This is a genomic window from Geodermatophilus sp. SYSU D00815, assembly GCF_054050035.1.
The window spans coordinates 195845-210982 of record NZ_JBJGYO010000003.1; the positions used below are offsets into that span (position 1 = coordinate 195845).

The 15138-nt window shown below is 73.7% G+C and carries 12 protein-coding genes; 8 read left to right on the top strand and 4 right to left on the bottom strand.

The window, feature by feature from the left end; all coding sequences use genetic code 11:
* Positions 1-46: 46 nt before the first annotated feature.
* The 6 genes from ACI78S_RS05485 to ACI78S_RS05510 are packed head-to-tail and all read left to right on the top strand — an operon-like array spanning position 47 to position 8456.
* Positions 47-1357: an ABC transporter substrate-binding protein gene (locus ACI78S_RS05485; RefSeq protein WP_456971213.1), complete on the top strand. Its 1311-nt coding sequence runs from the start codon at positions 47-49 to the stop codon at positions 1355-1357.
* A complete protein-coding gene (locus tag ACI78S_RS05490; protein WP_456971214.1) occupies positions 1354-2271 on the top strand; it encodes a carbohydrate ABC transporter permease in 918 nt (305 codons plus the stop codon). Before ACI78S_RS05485 ends, ACI78S_RS05490 begins: the two co-directional genes overlap by 4 nt.
* Entirely contained in the window at positions 2268-3170 is a 903-nt protein-coding gene (locus ACI78S_RS05495) for a carbohydrate ABC transporter permease (RefSeq protein ID WP_456971215.1), read from the top strand. The genes ACI78S_RS05490 and ACI78S_RS05495 overlap by 4 nt, the downstream gene beginning before the upstream one ends.
* A gap of 41 nt (positions 3171-3211) precedes the next feature.
* The gene (locus ACI78S_RS05500) at positions 3212-5470 is read left to right on the top strand and encodes a hypothetical protein (protein ID WP_456971216.1); all 2259 of its coding nucleotides are present in this window, start codon (positions 3212-3214) and stop codon (positions 5468-5470) included.
* Complete coding sequence (locus ACI78S_RS05505) at positions 5463-7355, top strand: glycoside hydrolase family 127 protein (protein ID WP_456971217.1); 1893 nt, start codon at positions 5463-5465, stop codon at positions 7353-7355. The genes ACI78S_RS05500 and ACI78S_RS05505 overlap by 8 nt, the downstream gene beginning before the upstream one ends.
* A gap of 12 nt (positions 7356-7367) precedes the next feature.
* Positions 7368-8456, top strand: coding sequence for a LacI family DNA-binding transcriptional regulator (locus ACI78S_RS05510; RefSeq protein WP_456971218.1), 1089 nt, complete (start codon positions 7368-7370; stop codon positions 8454-8456).
* 236 nt (positions 8457-8692) lie between these two features.
* On the opposite strand, the gene ACI78S_RS05515 is transcribed toward ACI78S_RS05510, so the two are convergent.
* Complete coding sequence (locus ACI78S_RS05515) at positions 8693-9316, bottom strand: type IV toxin-antitoxin system AbiEi family antitoxin domain-containing protein (protein ID WP_456971219.1); 624 nt, start codon at positions 9314-9316, stop codon at positions 8693-8695.
* 315 nt (positions 9317-9631) lie between these two features.
* Positions 9632-10522: a hypothetical protein gene (locus tag ACI78S_RS05520; protein WP_456971220.1), complete on the bottom strand. Its 891-nt coding sequence runs from the start codon at positions 10520-10522 to the stop codon at positions 9632-9634.
* A gap of 420 nt (positions 10523-10942) precedes the next feature.
* Here ACI78S_RS05520 and ACI78S_RS05525 point away from each other — a divergent pair, with 420 nt between their 5' ends.
* Positions 10943-11740 (top strand): trypsin-like serine protease, encoded by a 798-nt coding sequence (locus ACI78S_RS05525; protein WP_456971221.1) that lies wholly within the window; start codon positions 10943-10945, stop codon positions 11738-11740.
* Positions 11741-11843: 103 nt separating this feature from the next.
* Here ACI78S_RS05525 and ACI78S_RS05530 read toward each other — a convergent pair whose 3' ends face one another.
* A complete protein-coding gene (locus tag ACI78S_RS05530) occupies positions 11844-12419 on the bottom strand; it encodes a dihydrofolate reductase family protein (protein WP_456971222.1) in 576 nt (191 codons plus the stop codon).
* A 163-nt stretch (positions 12420-12582) separates the two neighbouring features.
* Complete coding sequence (locus ACI78S_RS05535; protein ID WP_456971223.1) at positions 12583-13995, bottom strand: DUF4407 domain-containing protein; 1413 nt, start codon at positions 13993-13995, stop codon at positions 12583-12585.
* 165 nt (positions 13996-14160) lie between these two features.
* Between ACI78S_RS05535 and ACI78S_RS05540 the strand changes: the two genes are divergently transcribed.
* Positions 14161-15117 (top strand): NAD(P)H-dependent flavin oxidoreductase, encoded by a 957-nt coding sequence (locus tag ACI78S_RS05540; protein ID WP_456971224.1) that lies wholly within the window; start codon positions 14161-14163, stop codon positions 15115-15117.
* Positions 15118-15138: the final 21 nt, after the last annotated feature.

Below are 15138 nucleotides of genomic sequence, written 5' to 3' on the forward strand. Positions count from 1 at the left end.
TCGGTCCCGGTAAAGGTCCGAACTCCAGATCCGATCCGGAGGACCCATGTCCAGCAGGCAACGCCGCTTGCGCCGCTCCGCGCTCGTCCCGGTGACCGCCCTCGCGGTGGTCCTGACGGCGTGCGCCCCCGGAGGGGGCGGCGGCAACGAAGGCTCCAGTGACGGCGACGGCAGCATCACCATCGGCGTCGAGGCCGGCTCCCCCTGGGAGGCGTTCTACAAGGAGCATGCGCCCGAGTTCACCGAGGAGACGGGCATCGAGGTCGAGATCCTCGCCGTTCCCCACGCGAACATGCGCCAGCAGTTCCTCTCCGACGCCGTCTCCGGCGAGGGCGCCTACGACGTCTACACCGTCGACCAGCCCTGGATCCCCGAGTTCGCCGAGAAGGGGTACCTCGTCGACGTCACCGACCGGCTCGCCGACGAGGACCGCGACGACTTCCTGCCGCACACCCTCGACACCGTGAGCTACGACGGCGGCCTCTACGGCCTGCCGTTCATGGTCCACAACCTGGTGCTCTACTACCGCACCGACCTGCTCGCGGCCGCCGGCATCCAGAACCCGCCCACCACGTGGGAGGAGTACCGCGACGTCGCCATCCGGCTCACCGACCCGGCCGCGGGCGTCTACGGCACGATCATGCCGGGCAAGCAGGACAACGAGGTCTCCACCCGCTTCCAGAGCTACATCCAGCAGGCCGGCGGCGACATCGTCGGCGACGACGGCGCCCCGACCATCGACACCCCCGAGGCCCGCGCCGCGTTCGACCTCATGACCGGCGTCCAGTTCCAGGACCGCTCCAGCCCCGAGGGCCTGCACGACCTCACCGAGATTCAGGGCCAGTTCCTCGAGGGCAAGGTCGCCATGGCCCTGGTCTGGCCCTACCTGTACTCCCTCGCCCAGGACCCGGCGCAGTCGAAGGTCGCCGGCAACGTCGCCATCGCCCCCGCGCCGGGCAACCCCCACCAGGTCGCGACGACGTTCGCCTGGGGCTTCGGCATCTCCTCGGCCTCGCAGAACCAGGACGAGGCCTGGGAGTGGCTGCAGTGGTCGACCAGCGCGGAGATGCTCGAGCAGATCAGCCGCGACCAGACCGTCCCCACGCCCCGGCAGTCGGTCGTCGACACCCTCGCCGCCGACACCAGCCTCACCGACGCGCAGCGGCAGACCTTCCAGGTCTTCGCCGACTCGGTGGCGGCCAGCACCTCGATGCCGATGACGCCCGCCTACCCGCAGTACCAGGAGGCCATGGCGGTCGCCGTCTCGGCGGTGATGTCGCAGGGGTCGGACGTCGACAGCGCCCTGAGGACGGCGCAGGAGGCGATGGACGCGGCCTACGAGGAGTCGGGGCAGTGACCGCGGCGACGACGGCCGGGCGGCGCGGGCGGACGCTGGCCGGCCGGCGACGGCTCACCGGCGTCCTGCTCACCGGCCCGGCCGTCGTCGCCCTGGCCGTCACCGTCGCCTTCCCGGTGCTGTGGACGGTCTCGCTGAGCTTCCAGGAGTTCAGCCTCTCCCCCGCGGGGCCACCGGCCACCTTCGCCGGGCTGGACAACTACAGCCGGGTGCTGGGGTCGAGCGCCTTCCAGGAGGCCCTGCTGCACTCGATCGGCTTCGTCGTGACCTCGCTGGTCGTCGAGGTCGTCCTCGGGCTGGCCATCGCGGTGCTGCTCAACCGCGAGACGCGGGGCCGGAAGGTCATGCGGCTGGTCATCGCCCTGCCGCTGATGGTGGCCCCGGTCGTGGCCTCGCTGGCCTGGAAGTTCCTGTTCTCCAACGACTACGGGTTGATCAACCGGGGCCTGTCCGTGCTCGGCTTGCCGACCCCGTCGTGGTTCGCCGACGAGTGGCTGTCGCGGATCACCATCCTGGTCACCAACGTCTGGCTGGCCCTGCCGTTCGTCGTCCTGGTGCTCCTGGCCGGACTGGCCAACGTGCCCAGGGAGCTCGAGGAGGCGGCCCGCACCGACGGGGCCAGCCCGTGGCGGGCGTTCTGGCACATCACGCTGCCCCTGCTCAAGCCCGCGCTGCTGATCATCCTCGTGATCCGGCTCGCCGACGCCTTCCGCGTCTTCGACTCGGTCTACGTGCTCACCGGCGGTGGCCCCGGCGGCTCCACCGAGGTGATGAGCAGCTACCTGTACCGGCTGCTGTTCACCAACACCGACTTCGCCGGCGGCGCGGCGGCCGCCGTGGTCTTCGTCCTGGTCATCGCCGCCAGCGCGTGGGCGGTGTTCGCCCTGCTCCGCGACAAGGAGGACGCAGCGTGAGCACCCTGCTGAAGTCCCGTCCCCCGGCGGTCGCCGCGCCGGAACAGGCACCCCGCCGCAGCGCCCCCCGGCGGCGCAACCCCGTGAAGCCGATCGGCGCCGGCGTCCTCACCGTCGTCGCGACGTTCCTCTTCCTGCTGCCGATCATCTGGATCTTCACGACGTCGCTGAAGCCGACCGGCGAGATCTTCGCGATCCCGCCGACGGTGCTGCCCCAGGACCCGACCGTCGAGCACTTCGGCGACGTGCTCACCGGCACCGACGTGCTCCAGCTGTTCGGCAACAGCCTGGTCGTGGCTTCCGGGGCCACGCTGATCAGCCTGCTGCTCGGCGTCCCGGCGGCGTACGGCTTCGCCCGCTTCCGGTTCCGGCTGTCCGGCGTGCTGCTCGGCGCCGCGCTGGTCACCCGGTTCTTCCCGCCGGTCGTGCTGGCGCTGCCGTTCTTCCTGCAGTTCCGCTCGATGGGGCTGATCAACAACACCCTGGGCCTGGTCATCGCCTACATCCCGGTGGTGCTGCCCCTGGTCATCTGGATGCTCGAGGGCTTCTTCCGCAAGCTGCCCGAGGAGCTCGCCGAGGCGGCCCGGCTCGACGGCCTGGGCACGCTCGGCATCCTCACCCGCATCGTGCTGCCGATCTCCAAGCCCGCCGTCGGCGTCGCGGCGCTGTTCGGGTTCCTCGCGGCCTGGAACGAGTTCGTCATCGCCCTCGCGCTCACCCGCACCCCCGACGCCCAGACCATGCCGGTCGGGATCGCCGGCTACATCACCCAGTTCCAGACCTACTGGGGGCAGATGACCGCCGCCTCGGTGGTCTACCTGCTCCCCGTCCTCGTGGTCACCGTCGTGGCGCAGCGCGGCATCATCGCCGGCCTCATGAGCGGCGCCTCGAAGGGCTGACCGGCCCCAAGCCCCGAACGACCCCAGGAGAGACCGCACCGATGAAGCTGAAGGCTGTCCACCTCGACCCGGGCTCGGGCGTCGAGCTCTGGCACGGCGAGGAGCGCGCCGTCCGGCTGACCACCCCCGTGGTGGTCGAGCTCCCCGACGGCACCACCCTGCGCACTGCGTACGACGAGTTGACCGACGCGGGCGGCGTCCTCACCGGCACGGCGACCGTCCGGCACGCCGGCGGCGAGGTCGTCGTGCGCGACGCATGGTCCACGGGGGCTGGCGGCGTGAGCGTCGAGCGCGCGGTCACCGGCTCCGGCACCGTGCGCGTCTCGCTGGAGAGCACGCTGGTCGGCTCCCGGTTCTACGACGCCGTCCTGTTCGCGCCGCCGGCGCTGTACGACCTCAACGACGTCGACGGCGACGGCGTGGAGGACTACACCGACAGCCGCTCGCTGACCTTCCGCGACGACCGCCTGACCGGCCTGGCCGTGCTGTCCTACCTGCCGTCGGCCGGGCTGGGCATCGCGCTCAGCCGCGACGACGTCCCGGACTTCGACGACGTCCCCGACCGCGAGCGCGGCCAGCAGGAGTTCTTCCAGCGCACCGACATCGGCAGCCTGGGCCTGGTGCCGGACGACGACGAGCGGGTGAGCGCCGTCGCGTCGTACCCGTTCGTCGAGCAGACCCGCAGCCATGCGCTCACCGCGAAGGGCCGCGAGCCCTGGGGCGCGTTCTGGCCGCTGGCCGAGGGCGGCTTCGACGTCCGCTACGGCTTCACCGCCGTCGTCGCCGACACCCCGGTCGGCGCGCTGTGGGCGCTGTGGCAGCGGCGGATCGAGCACCTCGCCCCGCGCCGGGTGGAGCTGCCGGCGTCCTTCGACGAGCTGCACCGGCTGCGCATCGAGGCGCTGCTCCCCTACTACGCCGAGCGGGCCGGTGAGGAGCCGGTGCCGGCCGGCTTCGTGACCAACTGCCACCCGCAGAACGGCGAGCAGCTGCGCAACGTGCTGCAGTACGGCTTCACCGGGCAGACGGTGCTCAACGCCCTGCACGTGCTCGAGCACGCCGCGCGCACCGGGGACGACGACGCCGACGCCAAGGCCCGCAAGACCATCGACTTCTTCGTGCACCAAGTGCGCGAATCGCCGTTCGGCCTGTGCCCCACGCTCTACGACCTCGACGACGGCCGCAGCCGGGCCTGGTGGAGCGGGCTGCTGCTGCCGCTGGCCTACGCGGACGAGGCCACCGACCTCGAGGACCTCATGGGCCCGGTCTACACGCACATGAAGCACGCGATCGACGCCCTGTCGGGCGTCGAGGGCACCTACCTGCGGTGCATGGCCGAGGAGCACGAGGCGCTGCTGCGCGCCTACGAGGCCGAGGCCGCGCGCGGCCGGGAGCACGCCGACTGGCTGGCCACCGCCCGCCGGTTCGGCGAGTTCCTGCTCGACGTGCAGGAGGACGACGGCACCTGGCGGCGGGCCTACGACTTCGACGGCAAGCCGATCGTCGAGCCGCGCTCGTGGTTCGGGCCGACCGAGCTCAACCAGAAGTCCTCCACCGCCACCGTCGTCCCGCTGCTGCTGCGGCTGCACGCCCTGGACGGCGACCCGCGGTGGCTGGCCGCCGCCCGCCGGGCGACCGCCTTCGTCGTCGAGCACTTCGTCGACGGGATGAAGCACAACGGCGGCATCCACGACTCGATCTACGCCCGGCCGCAGCTGGTCGACAGCGAGAGCATCCTGTTCTGCCTGCGCGCCGCGCTGGGGATGGCCGAGGTGGAGCCCGACCGCCGCTGGCACGCCGCGGCGCTGGACGCGGCCAGGCTGCTGGCCACCTGGATCTACCTGTGGGACGTCCCGCTGCCTCCATCGAGCACGCTCGCCGGGTACGGCTTCCGCAGCACCGGCTGGAGCGCCTGCGACACCTGCGGCGCCGGCTACATCCACCCCTACGAGGTGCACGCCGTCCCCGACCTGTACGCGGTGGCACTGGCCGCCGACGACCGCGACCTGGCCACCGTCGCCGTCCTGTGCCTGCACGGCTCCAACGAGACGGTCGCCACCCCCGGTAAGACGTGGGGCTACGCCCGGCCGGGGCTGCAGGAGGAGGGGCTGCTGGTCAGCTGGTGGCTGATCGACGACCCGATGTTCCTCGGCACCGGGTTCGGCGGCCGCGGCAAGGGCGAGGGCAACAAGACCTGCCTGCCGTGGATCTCGGCCGTCGGCCTCGACGCCCACGCGCAGCTGCTCCAACGGTTCGGAACCACCGATCTCGAGGCCCACTGGGCGGCCCGGCGTGCGTGACGGCGACCTGACGTGGGGACGCCCCGTCGTCCCGGCCTGCGGCACCTGGCGCCCGCTCGGCATCGGCGACGTCCGGATCACCGGCGGCTTCTGGGCCGACCGCCAGCAGCTGAACGCGACGGCCATCCTCCGGCACTGCGAGCGGTGGATGGAGGACATGGGCTGGATCGGCAACTTCGACGCCGCCGTCGAGGGCCGCCTGCCTGCCGACCGGCGCGGCCGCGAGTTCTCCGACTCCGACGTCTACAAGCTCGTCGAGGCGATGGCCTGGGAGGTCGGCCGCACCGGCGACCGGGACGTGGACCGCCGGCTGCGCGCCCTCGTCGAGCGGATCGCCGCCGCGCAGGAGCCCGATGGCTACCTCAACACCAGGTTCGGCCGGCCCGGGCAGGAGCCGCGGTACAGCGACCTGCGGTGGGGCCACGAGCTGTACTGCTACGGCCACCTGATCCAGGCGGCCGTCGCCCGCGGCCGCACGCACGGCGACGACCTGCTCGTGACCGTCGCCCTGCGGACCGCCGACCACGTCTGCGAGGTCTTCGGGCCCCGAGGGATCGAGTCGGTCGACGGACACCCGGAGATCGAGGTCGCCCTCGTCGAGCTCGCCCGGTACACCGGCGATGCGAGGTACCTGGAGCAGGCCCGCCTGTTCGTGGAGCGCCGCGGTCACGGCGTGCTGGGCGACATCGAGTTCGGCGCCGCGTACTACCAGGACGACGTTCCGGTGCGGGAGGCCGCCGTCCACCGCGGGCACGCCGTCCGGTCGCTGTACCTGGCGATGGGTGCCGCCGACCTCGCCGTCGACACCAAGGACGACGAGCTGCTCGAGGCCGTCACCCGGCAGACCCGGCACACCCTCGCCACCCGCACCTACCTGACCGGCGGCATGGGCGCCCACCACGAGGGCGAGTCGTTCGGCCTGGACCACGAGCTCCCGCCCGACCGCGCCTACTCCGAGACCTGCGCCGGCGTCGCCTCGGTGATGCTCGCCCACCGGCTGCTGCTGGCCACCGGCGGACCCGAGTACGCCGACACGGTCGAGCGCACGCTGTTCAACGTCGTCGCCACCTCGCCCGCGGCCGACGGGCGGGCGTTCTTCTACACGAACACGCTGCACCAGCGCGTCCCCGGCGCCGTCCCGCCGCCGGACGTCGCGAGCCCCCGGGCGGCGTCGGCGCTGCGCGCGCCGTGGTTCAACGTCTCGTGCTGCCCCACGAACGTCGCGCGCACCTTCGCCACCCTCGGGGCGTACCTGGCGTCGGTCGACGACGGCGGGGTACAGCTGCACCAGTACGCGCCGGCGGAGATCGCCACGACGCTGCCGGACGGGTCGCCGGTGGGCCTGCGCGTGGAGACCGGCTACCCGGCGGACGGCGCCGTGCGGGTGGAGGTGACCCACGGGCCGTCGAGCTTCGTGCTGAGCCTGCGGGTCCCCGCGTGGGCGGGGACGGCGACGCTGCGGACTCCGTCCGGGTCGCAGACGGCCGGCCCCGGCTACGTGACCGTGCGGGTGGAACGCGGGGACGTCGTCTCGCTCGAGCTGCCCGTGGCGCCGCGCTGGACCTGGCCGCACCCGCGGATCGACGCGGTACGCGGGCAGGTCGCGGTCGAGCGCGGGCCGCTGGTGATGTGCCTGGAGTCGGTGGACCTCGGCGCGCCGGTGGACGACGTGCGGGTCGACGTCTCCCAGCCGCCGGGCGAGCGCGACGGGACGCCGGTCGTGCGGGCCGGCACCGTGCCGGTGCCCGAGCCGGCGTGGCCGTACGGGACGCCGGCCGAGGGCACCCGACCCGAGCTGCGCGAGGTACCGCTGGTGCCGTACCACTCCTGGGGCAACCGGGGTCCGTCGACAATGCGGGTCTGGCTGCCCGTCGCGCGGGACTGACGGCGCGCGGCCGTGTCCGGACGTCGCCCGAGGATCGAGGACGTCGGCCGCCGGGCCGGCGTCTCGCGGCAGACCGTCTCCCGGGTGCTCAACGGCTCGCCCAGCGTCAGCGACGACGCGCGGCGGCGGGTGGAGGCGGCGATCGCCGAGCTGCGGTACCGGCCGAGCTGGGCGGCGCGGGCCATGGTCACCGGCCGGGCTTCCGTCATCGGGATCGTGACGACGAGGCTCACCTCGTACGGGCCTGCCGAGACGCTCGCCGCCTTCGAGCGGGCCGCGGCCTGCGCCGGGTTCGCAGTCCAGGTGGCGAACGTCCCGGTCGCCGACCCGGACGAGGTGCGCGCCGCGGCCGGCCGGCTGCTCGACCACGGGGTCGCGGGGCTCGCCGTGCAGCTGCCGGTGCCCGAGCTCGACGTCGGGGTGCCGGTGGTGGGGCTGGGTGTGGCCGTCGGCGGCCACCCGGCCGCCCGGATCGACCAGCGGGCCGGCGCCCGTGAGGCCACGGCCCACCTGCTGGCGGCGGGCCACCGGACGGTCTGGCACGTGAGCGGACCGGACGACTGCCCGGACGGACGGGAGCGCGCTGCCGGTTGGGCGCTGGCGCTGCACGAGGCCGGGTCGGAGCCGCCGCCGCTCGTGCCGGCCGCCGACTGGAGCGCGGCGGCCGGTTACGCCGCGGGCCTGGACCTGCGCGAGCGCCCGGGCGTGACCGCCGTGTTCGCGGCCGGGGACTGCCTCGCCCTGGGTGTGCTGCGGGCGCTGCACGAGTGTGGTCTGGCCGTACCCGGCCGGGTCGCCGTGGTGGGGTTCGACGACGTCCCCGAGGCGGCGCACTTCACCCCTCCGCTGACCACCGTGCACGCCGACTTCGCCGGGCTCGGCGAGGCGGCGCTGCAGCTCCTGGTGGCGCAGCTGGGCGGCACGGACCCCGTCGTCGCGGAGCTGCTCCCACCCTGGCTGGTGGTGCGGGCCAGCGCCGCTGCCGCGCCCGCGGTCGCCGCTACGCGGCGTGGTGCCCTGGAGGCGGCGTCGCGATCACTGCCTGCTCCGCCGGCGAGGCCGGCCGAGTGGCAGCTCGCCACCGGTCACGGACGACGGTGAGGGCCTCCTCGGCGGGCACGCGGACGACGCCCTGGTGGCCGAGCGCGGTCTGCCACGCCTCTTCAGGCCATGTGGGGGTAGCGGTCGGCGTCGAGCAACTGGTGGCGAGCCGTTCCCGACCCTCCGGTGTGCTCGCGTAGTCGCGGGCGGCATCCAGCCAGCCGGGGTCTGAGGGCGCGAGCGCCTCGTACCGGCTGCGGGGATGCGCGCCGCCGGGCTCCTCCATGGTCGACGTCCTACGCGTTCTCGGCGCGCAGCCGCTCGAGCGTGCGCACCATCCGCTGAGCGCGCGCGATCTCCTCCAGGCGTCCGGGATCGCAACGGGGCAGCAGCACCCGGGTCGCGGCCCGGCACTCCTCGGGCATGCCGCCCAGCTCGGGTCGTCTGGTCAGGTCGAGCACCGTCTGTTCCGGGGTGGTGACGAGGGCCGGTCCGAGATCGGTGGGGCGCAGGGCCGCGTCGAGCCCGTCGACATCCCGGGCGACGAAGGTGACCGTGGCGGCAGGCCGGTCGGTGAGGCGGAGGGGGGCGTGCTGCCGGGGGACGGCGACGACGGCCTGACCGATGGCCCGGGGCAGTGCGCCGAGCAGCCGCGCGGCCGTCAGGTGCATGAGCACCGGCACCCGCTCGCCGAAGATGGCGGTGGCGACGCCCGCCGCGACGGCCTCGAGGGTCGGCATCCACGCAGGATCCTGGTCGTCCGGGACGGTGTAGTAGAGGCCGTGCGCGGCCTTGCGCACCCGCGGGTCCCGGACCAGCCGGTGCAGCTGCACGCTGGGCTGGCTGTAGACCTCGGCGAGGTCCTGCGGACGGAAGGTGCGCAGCGGCGCGCGGGTGATCTCCCCGGGTAGGGCTGCCATCCCGCCTCCTCTCACTACGCGGAAACTTATCTTCTGGATAAGGAATCGGCTAGTGAGGGCCTCGCCTTGAGGATCGGGGGGCGTCAGTCGCCCCAGTGGACGAACTCGGCGCCGCCGTCCTCCGTCGCCGAGGACTTCCCCGGCGACGCGGTCCGGGTGCCGCTGAGCGCCGCGCCTGATCCCGCGCTCGTGCTGGCCGACGCCGTCGGCGCCCGCCGGCAGCGCGGTGCCGAGGCCACGGAGGCCCTGGCGACGGCGCTGGACGACGAAGGGGCCCCGATGGACACCGGGACCCCTTCGCGTTCCAGCGGACGGCTACGCGGCGCGCACCTTGCCGACGGAGGGCGCGCTCGGCCTCGGCGTCGCACCGGCAGCGCCCTGGCCGACCTTGCCCGTGTTCACGAACTGGATGCACTGGCCCTGGTTCGGGAAGGCGGGGTCGGTGTACGTCCGCCAGCCACCGTTCTTGCAGTCCTCGGCCGTCGCCGGCTTCGCGGGCGGCTCCGGCGCCGGCTCCGCGCCGAAGTCGTAGACGGTGTCGTCGACCGTCAGCAGGTCGACCAGCGAGACCAGGCCGGCGTTGCCGCCGCCCTGGTTGACGCCGATGCCCATCGTGGTGGCGTTCCCAGTGACCTCCAGGACGTCGGCCCACGTGGCGCCGCCGTACTCGCTCGGGTCGTCCTGCGCGGCCTGCAGCTCCTGCTGGAGCGCCGACTGCGGAGTCCACCAGCCGCCCTCCGCGGAGGTCGGCGTCTGCGAGCTCCACGTGGTCGGGTTCGCGTAACCGGCCACCGCGTACAGCGGCTCGTACACCAGGACGGCGGGGACCCCCGCCTCCGTGACGATCTCGACGTTGATGGCAGGCGCCTGCCGCGGATCGCTCGACCCGGGCGCCGTGACCAGGTAGTCGTACGAGATCGTCCGGATGCTGCTCAGCAGCGCACCGCGGTGGTCGTACTCGAGGGCGAAGGCCTTGGCGTTGCCGTCGACGGGCGTCGAGAGCTGGAGGTGCGTGTCGCCTTCGACGTCGACGAGCGCGACGGTTCCGGCGCCGCGCTGGTAGGTGCACCAGCCCGACTCCGTGACCTGGCAGGAGCTCGTGGCACCGGTCAACGGCGTGCCCAGGTCCTCGGCGGACACGTAGGTCGTCCCGGCGGCCTGCGCGGTGCCGGACAGCGCGAGCAGGGACGCAGCGGCGGCTGCCACCACGGCGAGGGTGCGACGCATGAAATCGAAGCCTTTCCGGAGACCGTCCCGGTGACCGTCTCCCGCCGGGCATCGACCCGGCACGCGTCGACCCCGGTGGCCGACAGCAGTGAGAGGCTCCGCCACTCCGAGGTCGTGGCCGACGAACCGAGCTCGTCCGCACCGACGTGTCGGGCACGCGTGCACCAGCCGCCACTGGAGGCCCGGAGTTCCCCCACCCCGTCCGGACCGCGGCGCCTCCCGGGCCGCGCGACACCCATGGGCGCTCGGTCACGGACGCGCGCTAGCCACCCACGCTTCGAAACCGGCCGGTCCCGTCCCAGTTGCGGTGACCCTCTGCAGTTGGTACGACACCAACAGTCGAGCACGGCGTGGTGCTCGGCCACACGGGGGTCCTGCGCTCACACCGAGGGGGACCACATGCGCAGATTGATCGTCCTGTTCGCCGCGTTGCTCGGGCTGCTGGCGGTCGCCGGCCCCGCGCAGGCCGTCACCAACGGCATCCCGGACGGCGACAACCATCCCTACGAGGGCCTGCTGCTCTTCAGTGACGGCAGCACCTTCTGGCGCTGCACCGGCTCCTTGCTGAGCCCCACCGTCGTGCTGACCGCCGGGCACTGCACCGACGGCGCCACCGAGGTGTGGGCCACCTTCGACACCGACGTGCCCCGCGGCGACCTGCCGATCGCCGAGTTCTTGGCGACCGGGCCGTTCACCACCGGCACGGCGTACACCCATCCGGACTTCTGCATCGAGTGCGGCTCGGGTCTGACCCGGTTCGCCGACTACGACATCGGCGTCGTCGTGCTCGACGAGCCCTCGACCGTGACCGAGTTCGCGGTGCTGCCGACGGCGGGCCTCGTCGACACGCTCCCCATGCGGACGCCGGTCGACCTCGTCGGTTACGGGGTGCAGGAGCGCGTCGTCGGTGGCGGGCCGCCGGAGTGGACCGGCACGTTCACCCGCTACTACGCCCCCTCGCTGCTGGTGGCCAGCGAGAACGGCCTCAGCGACAGGTTCATCAAGCTGACCGCCAACCCGGCGCAGGGCCGGGGCGGCACCTGCTTCGGCGACTCCGGCGGAGCGGACTTCCTGGGCGGGACGGACACCGTCCTGGCGGTCAACTCCTTCGTGACGAACGGCACCTGCGCCGGCGTCACCTACTCCCAGCGCGTCGACCTGCCCGAGGTGCTCGAGTTCGTCGAGAGCTTCCTCTGATCGGCACGCGGTAGCACCACGGCGGCCGCCCGGTCACACGACCGGGCGGCCGCCGTCCGCCCACCGTGACGGTGGGGAGGGGACCGGCTGACGCCGCGCTCCGTCAGCGCGCTCGCGAGTAGAACAGGACGACGTTGCCGCCCGGGAAGGTGAGCACGTCGTCGAGGTCGAACCGGGTGGGCGCGAACTGCGGCCCGAAGGCCGTGCGCCCGGTCCCCGCGACGACGGGGTAGCACTTGACCACCAGGCGGTCGATCTCGTCGAGGAGCCGGCCCGCCAGCTGTCCCCCGCCGGCGAGGTAGACGTCCAGTCCCGTCTCCTCCTGCTTGAGCGCGCGCACCGCCGCGACCGGGTCGTCGCGCACGACGGTCACCTGCGGGTCCGGCGACTCCAGCGTGCGGGACACGACAACCTGGCGCAGGTGCGCGTAGGGGCTGGTGATCCCGGCCTGGAGCGCGGGGTCGTAGGTGCGCCGGCCCATCACGATGGTGTCGAAGCGCCGGTTGGGCACGGAGTCGATCCCCAGCGCCCGGCGGATGTGCGTGGGCAGCGCGTCACCGAACTCGGTGGCCATCCACTCCTCGTACGGCTGCGAGGCCGGGTAGAAGTCGATCTGGTCGCCCGGTCCCGCGATGAAGCCGTCGATGGTGACGCCGACGTAGTAGACGAGGTCGCGCACGTCGCCTTCCTACTCCGACCTGGCAGCGGGAGCAGCATCGGCTGAACGGCCGAGGGGCGGGCCCCCGCGGGGGGGGGGGGGGGGGGGGGGGCCGGGGGGGGGCCGGGGTGGGGGGCCCCCCCCGGCGCGGGGGGGCGCCGCCCCGGGGGCGTTACCACGGCGGTCAGACGCTCTCGGGCACCCGCTCGGCCGGGCGGCGGCGCACCGGCCGGAGCGCGCGGGAGGCGGTGCTGCGGGCCAGTTCGAGGATCGGGCCGGTGTCCCACGGCTTGCGGGCGGTGTCGTCGTCGGCCGCCTCGGGCGCGGGACGGGCCTCCGGCACCTGGCCCAGCACCGACCGCTCGGCCGCCGCGGCCAGCCGTGCCCGGCGGCGCTCCAGCACCGCCTCCTTCTGCCGGTCGACGCGCTCCTTCTCGGCCAGGACGAGCAGCTCCTGCTGCGCCTCCTCGACCTCGCGGCGCGCCGCCTGCTGCAGCTCCTCCACCGACAGGTCGCCGTCGTCGCGCATCTCGGCCAGCCGGTCGTAGGTGGTCTTCGGGCCGAAGTTGAGCAGCATCTTCATCAGCACCGGCAGCAGCTCGATGCAGATGAACAGCAGCGCCAGCATGTAGTGGGCGGCGGCCATCGTGGCGTTCGAGTCGGTCAGCCGCGACAGCGCCTCCAGCCGGATGAGCATCCCGGTGTTGTCGCTGTTGGTCGCGTCGAACGCCGCCTGCAGCCGCGCCTGGTCCCCGGTCAGCCGCGCCAGCTCCGCCTTGTCGGTCTCCAGGTCGGCGGCGGCCTGCTGCATCGCGCGCCCGGCGCCGGCCGACACCGCGGCGATCGCGGCGTCCAGCTCCGACCGGGCCGAGTCGACGACGCCGGCCTGCGCGTCGGCGGCGGCCCGGGCCTGCACGTAGGCCTCCCCGGTGCCGGCGTCGCCGGTGCCGCAGGTGCCGTCGAGCTCGCACTGCGCCTTGGCCGACAGCTCCCGCTGCGTGGCCAGCGCCTGGTCGTAGGCCGCCTGGGCCGCGGCCACCTCGCCCTGCAGCGGCGCGAGGTCGGGGTCGGACTGCCCGCCCGAGGCCACGATCGCCTGCTCGGCGGCCACCCGCTCCCGCAGCTCGGGCAGGCCGGCGAAGCGGGCGTCGGAGTCCAGCGACCGCTTGTACTCATCCGACTTCTCGGCCTGCAGCGCGACGATCTCGGTGTCGATCTCCTTGTGGAAGATCTGCAGCGTCAGCGGCGTGGAGATCACGATGCCCAGCACCAGAGCCAGGCCGACCCGCGGCAAGGCCATGAGGGCGTTGCGCTTCAGCGACGCGTCGTGGGCCATCCCGACCAGCAGCATCCGGTCGAGGTTGACGATCACGAAGCCCCAGCCGATGCCGACGAGCACCGCGAACGGCCACCACACACCGAGCGCCATGGACACCGCGAACGCGGCCGACAGCACCGCGAGGCCGCCGGTCGACAGCAGCACCCCGCCCAGCGCGGCGAACTTCGCCCGTGCGCCGGGAGCCACCTCGAGGATGTCCGGTCGCGCACCCGCCAGCGTCGCCAGCCAGTTGCCGACCCGTCCACGCCGTCTGGCCATCCCCCAGCCCCCTCCTCAGGTGGCGGGATCGAAGGAGCATCCGCCACCTCGTACCTCTATCGGCGGGCGCGGCGGCCACCGGCACGGTCGGGCGGCTGTGATCCCGTTGACCCCGCACCGCCGGAGGGAGGACCGTTCCGTCACCACCGGCACGGGAGGTCGGTCGTGCGCACCCGGTTCACGCAGCTCGTCGGCTGCACCGTCCCCGTCCAGCAGGCCCCGATGGGCGAGATCGCCGCCCCCGCCCTCGTGGCCGCCGTCGCCGACGCCGGCGCCGTCGGCACCCTGTCGGCCCTGAACGTCGCGCCGGAGCTCCTGCTCGAGCGCATCGACGGGCTGCTCAGGCGCACCCGCGGGGTCCTGGCGGTCAACTTCGCCGGTCAGGACGTCGACCCCGGCGTCGTCGCCGACGCGGCCGCGCGCGTCCGGCTCGTCGACTGCTTCTGGTTCGACCCCTCCCCCGCGGTCGTCGAGCGCGCCCACGGCGCGGGGGCTCTGGTCAACTGGCAGGTCGGCTCGGTCGAGGAGGCCCGCGCCGCCGTCGACGCCGGCTGCGACGTCGTCACCGTCCAGGGCTCCGAGGCCGGCGGTCACGTGCGCGGCTACGAGCCGCTGTTCCCCCTGCTGCAGGAGGTCCTCGACGCGGTCGACGTCCCCGTCCTCGCCGCCGGGGGCATCGCCGACGCGGGCACCTTCGCCGAGGTGATGCGCACCGGGGCGGACGGCGCCCGGATCGGCACCCGCTTCATCGCGACGGTGGAGTCCGGCGCCCACCCCGCCTACAAGCAGGCGCTCGTCGACGCCGGCGACGACGCCACCGTGATCACCGGCGCCTTCGCCGTCTGCCCGCTGTGCGCCACCAGCCCGCGCGCCCGGGTGCTGCGGTCGGCGGTGCAGCGCGTGGCCCGGGCGGCGGACGTGGTCGGGACCGCGGCGATGGGCGGCCGGCAGGTGCCCGTCCCCCGCGGCGCGGGCCTGCCGCCCTTCGCCGGCGTCGACGGCGACGTCGCGGCGATGGCGCTCTACGCCGGCACCGGCGTCGGGGCCGTCGACGACGTCCGGCCCGCGGCGGAGGTCATCGCCGAGCTGATGGCCGCCGTCGAGCCGACCGCCCGGGCCTGAGAGCCCTCGGACCCCGCCCGC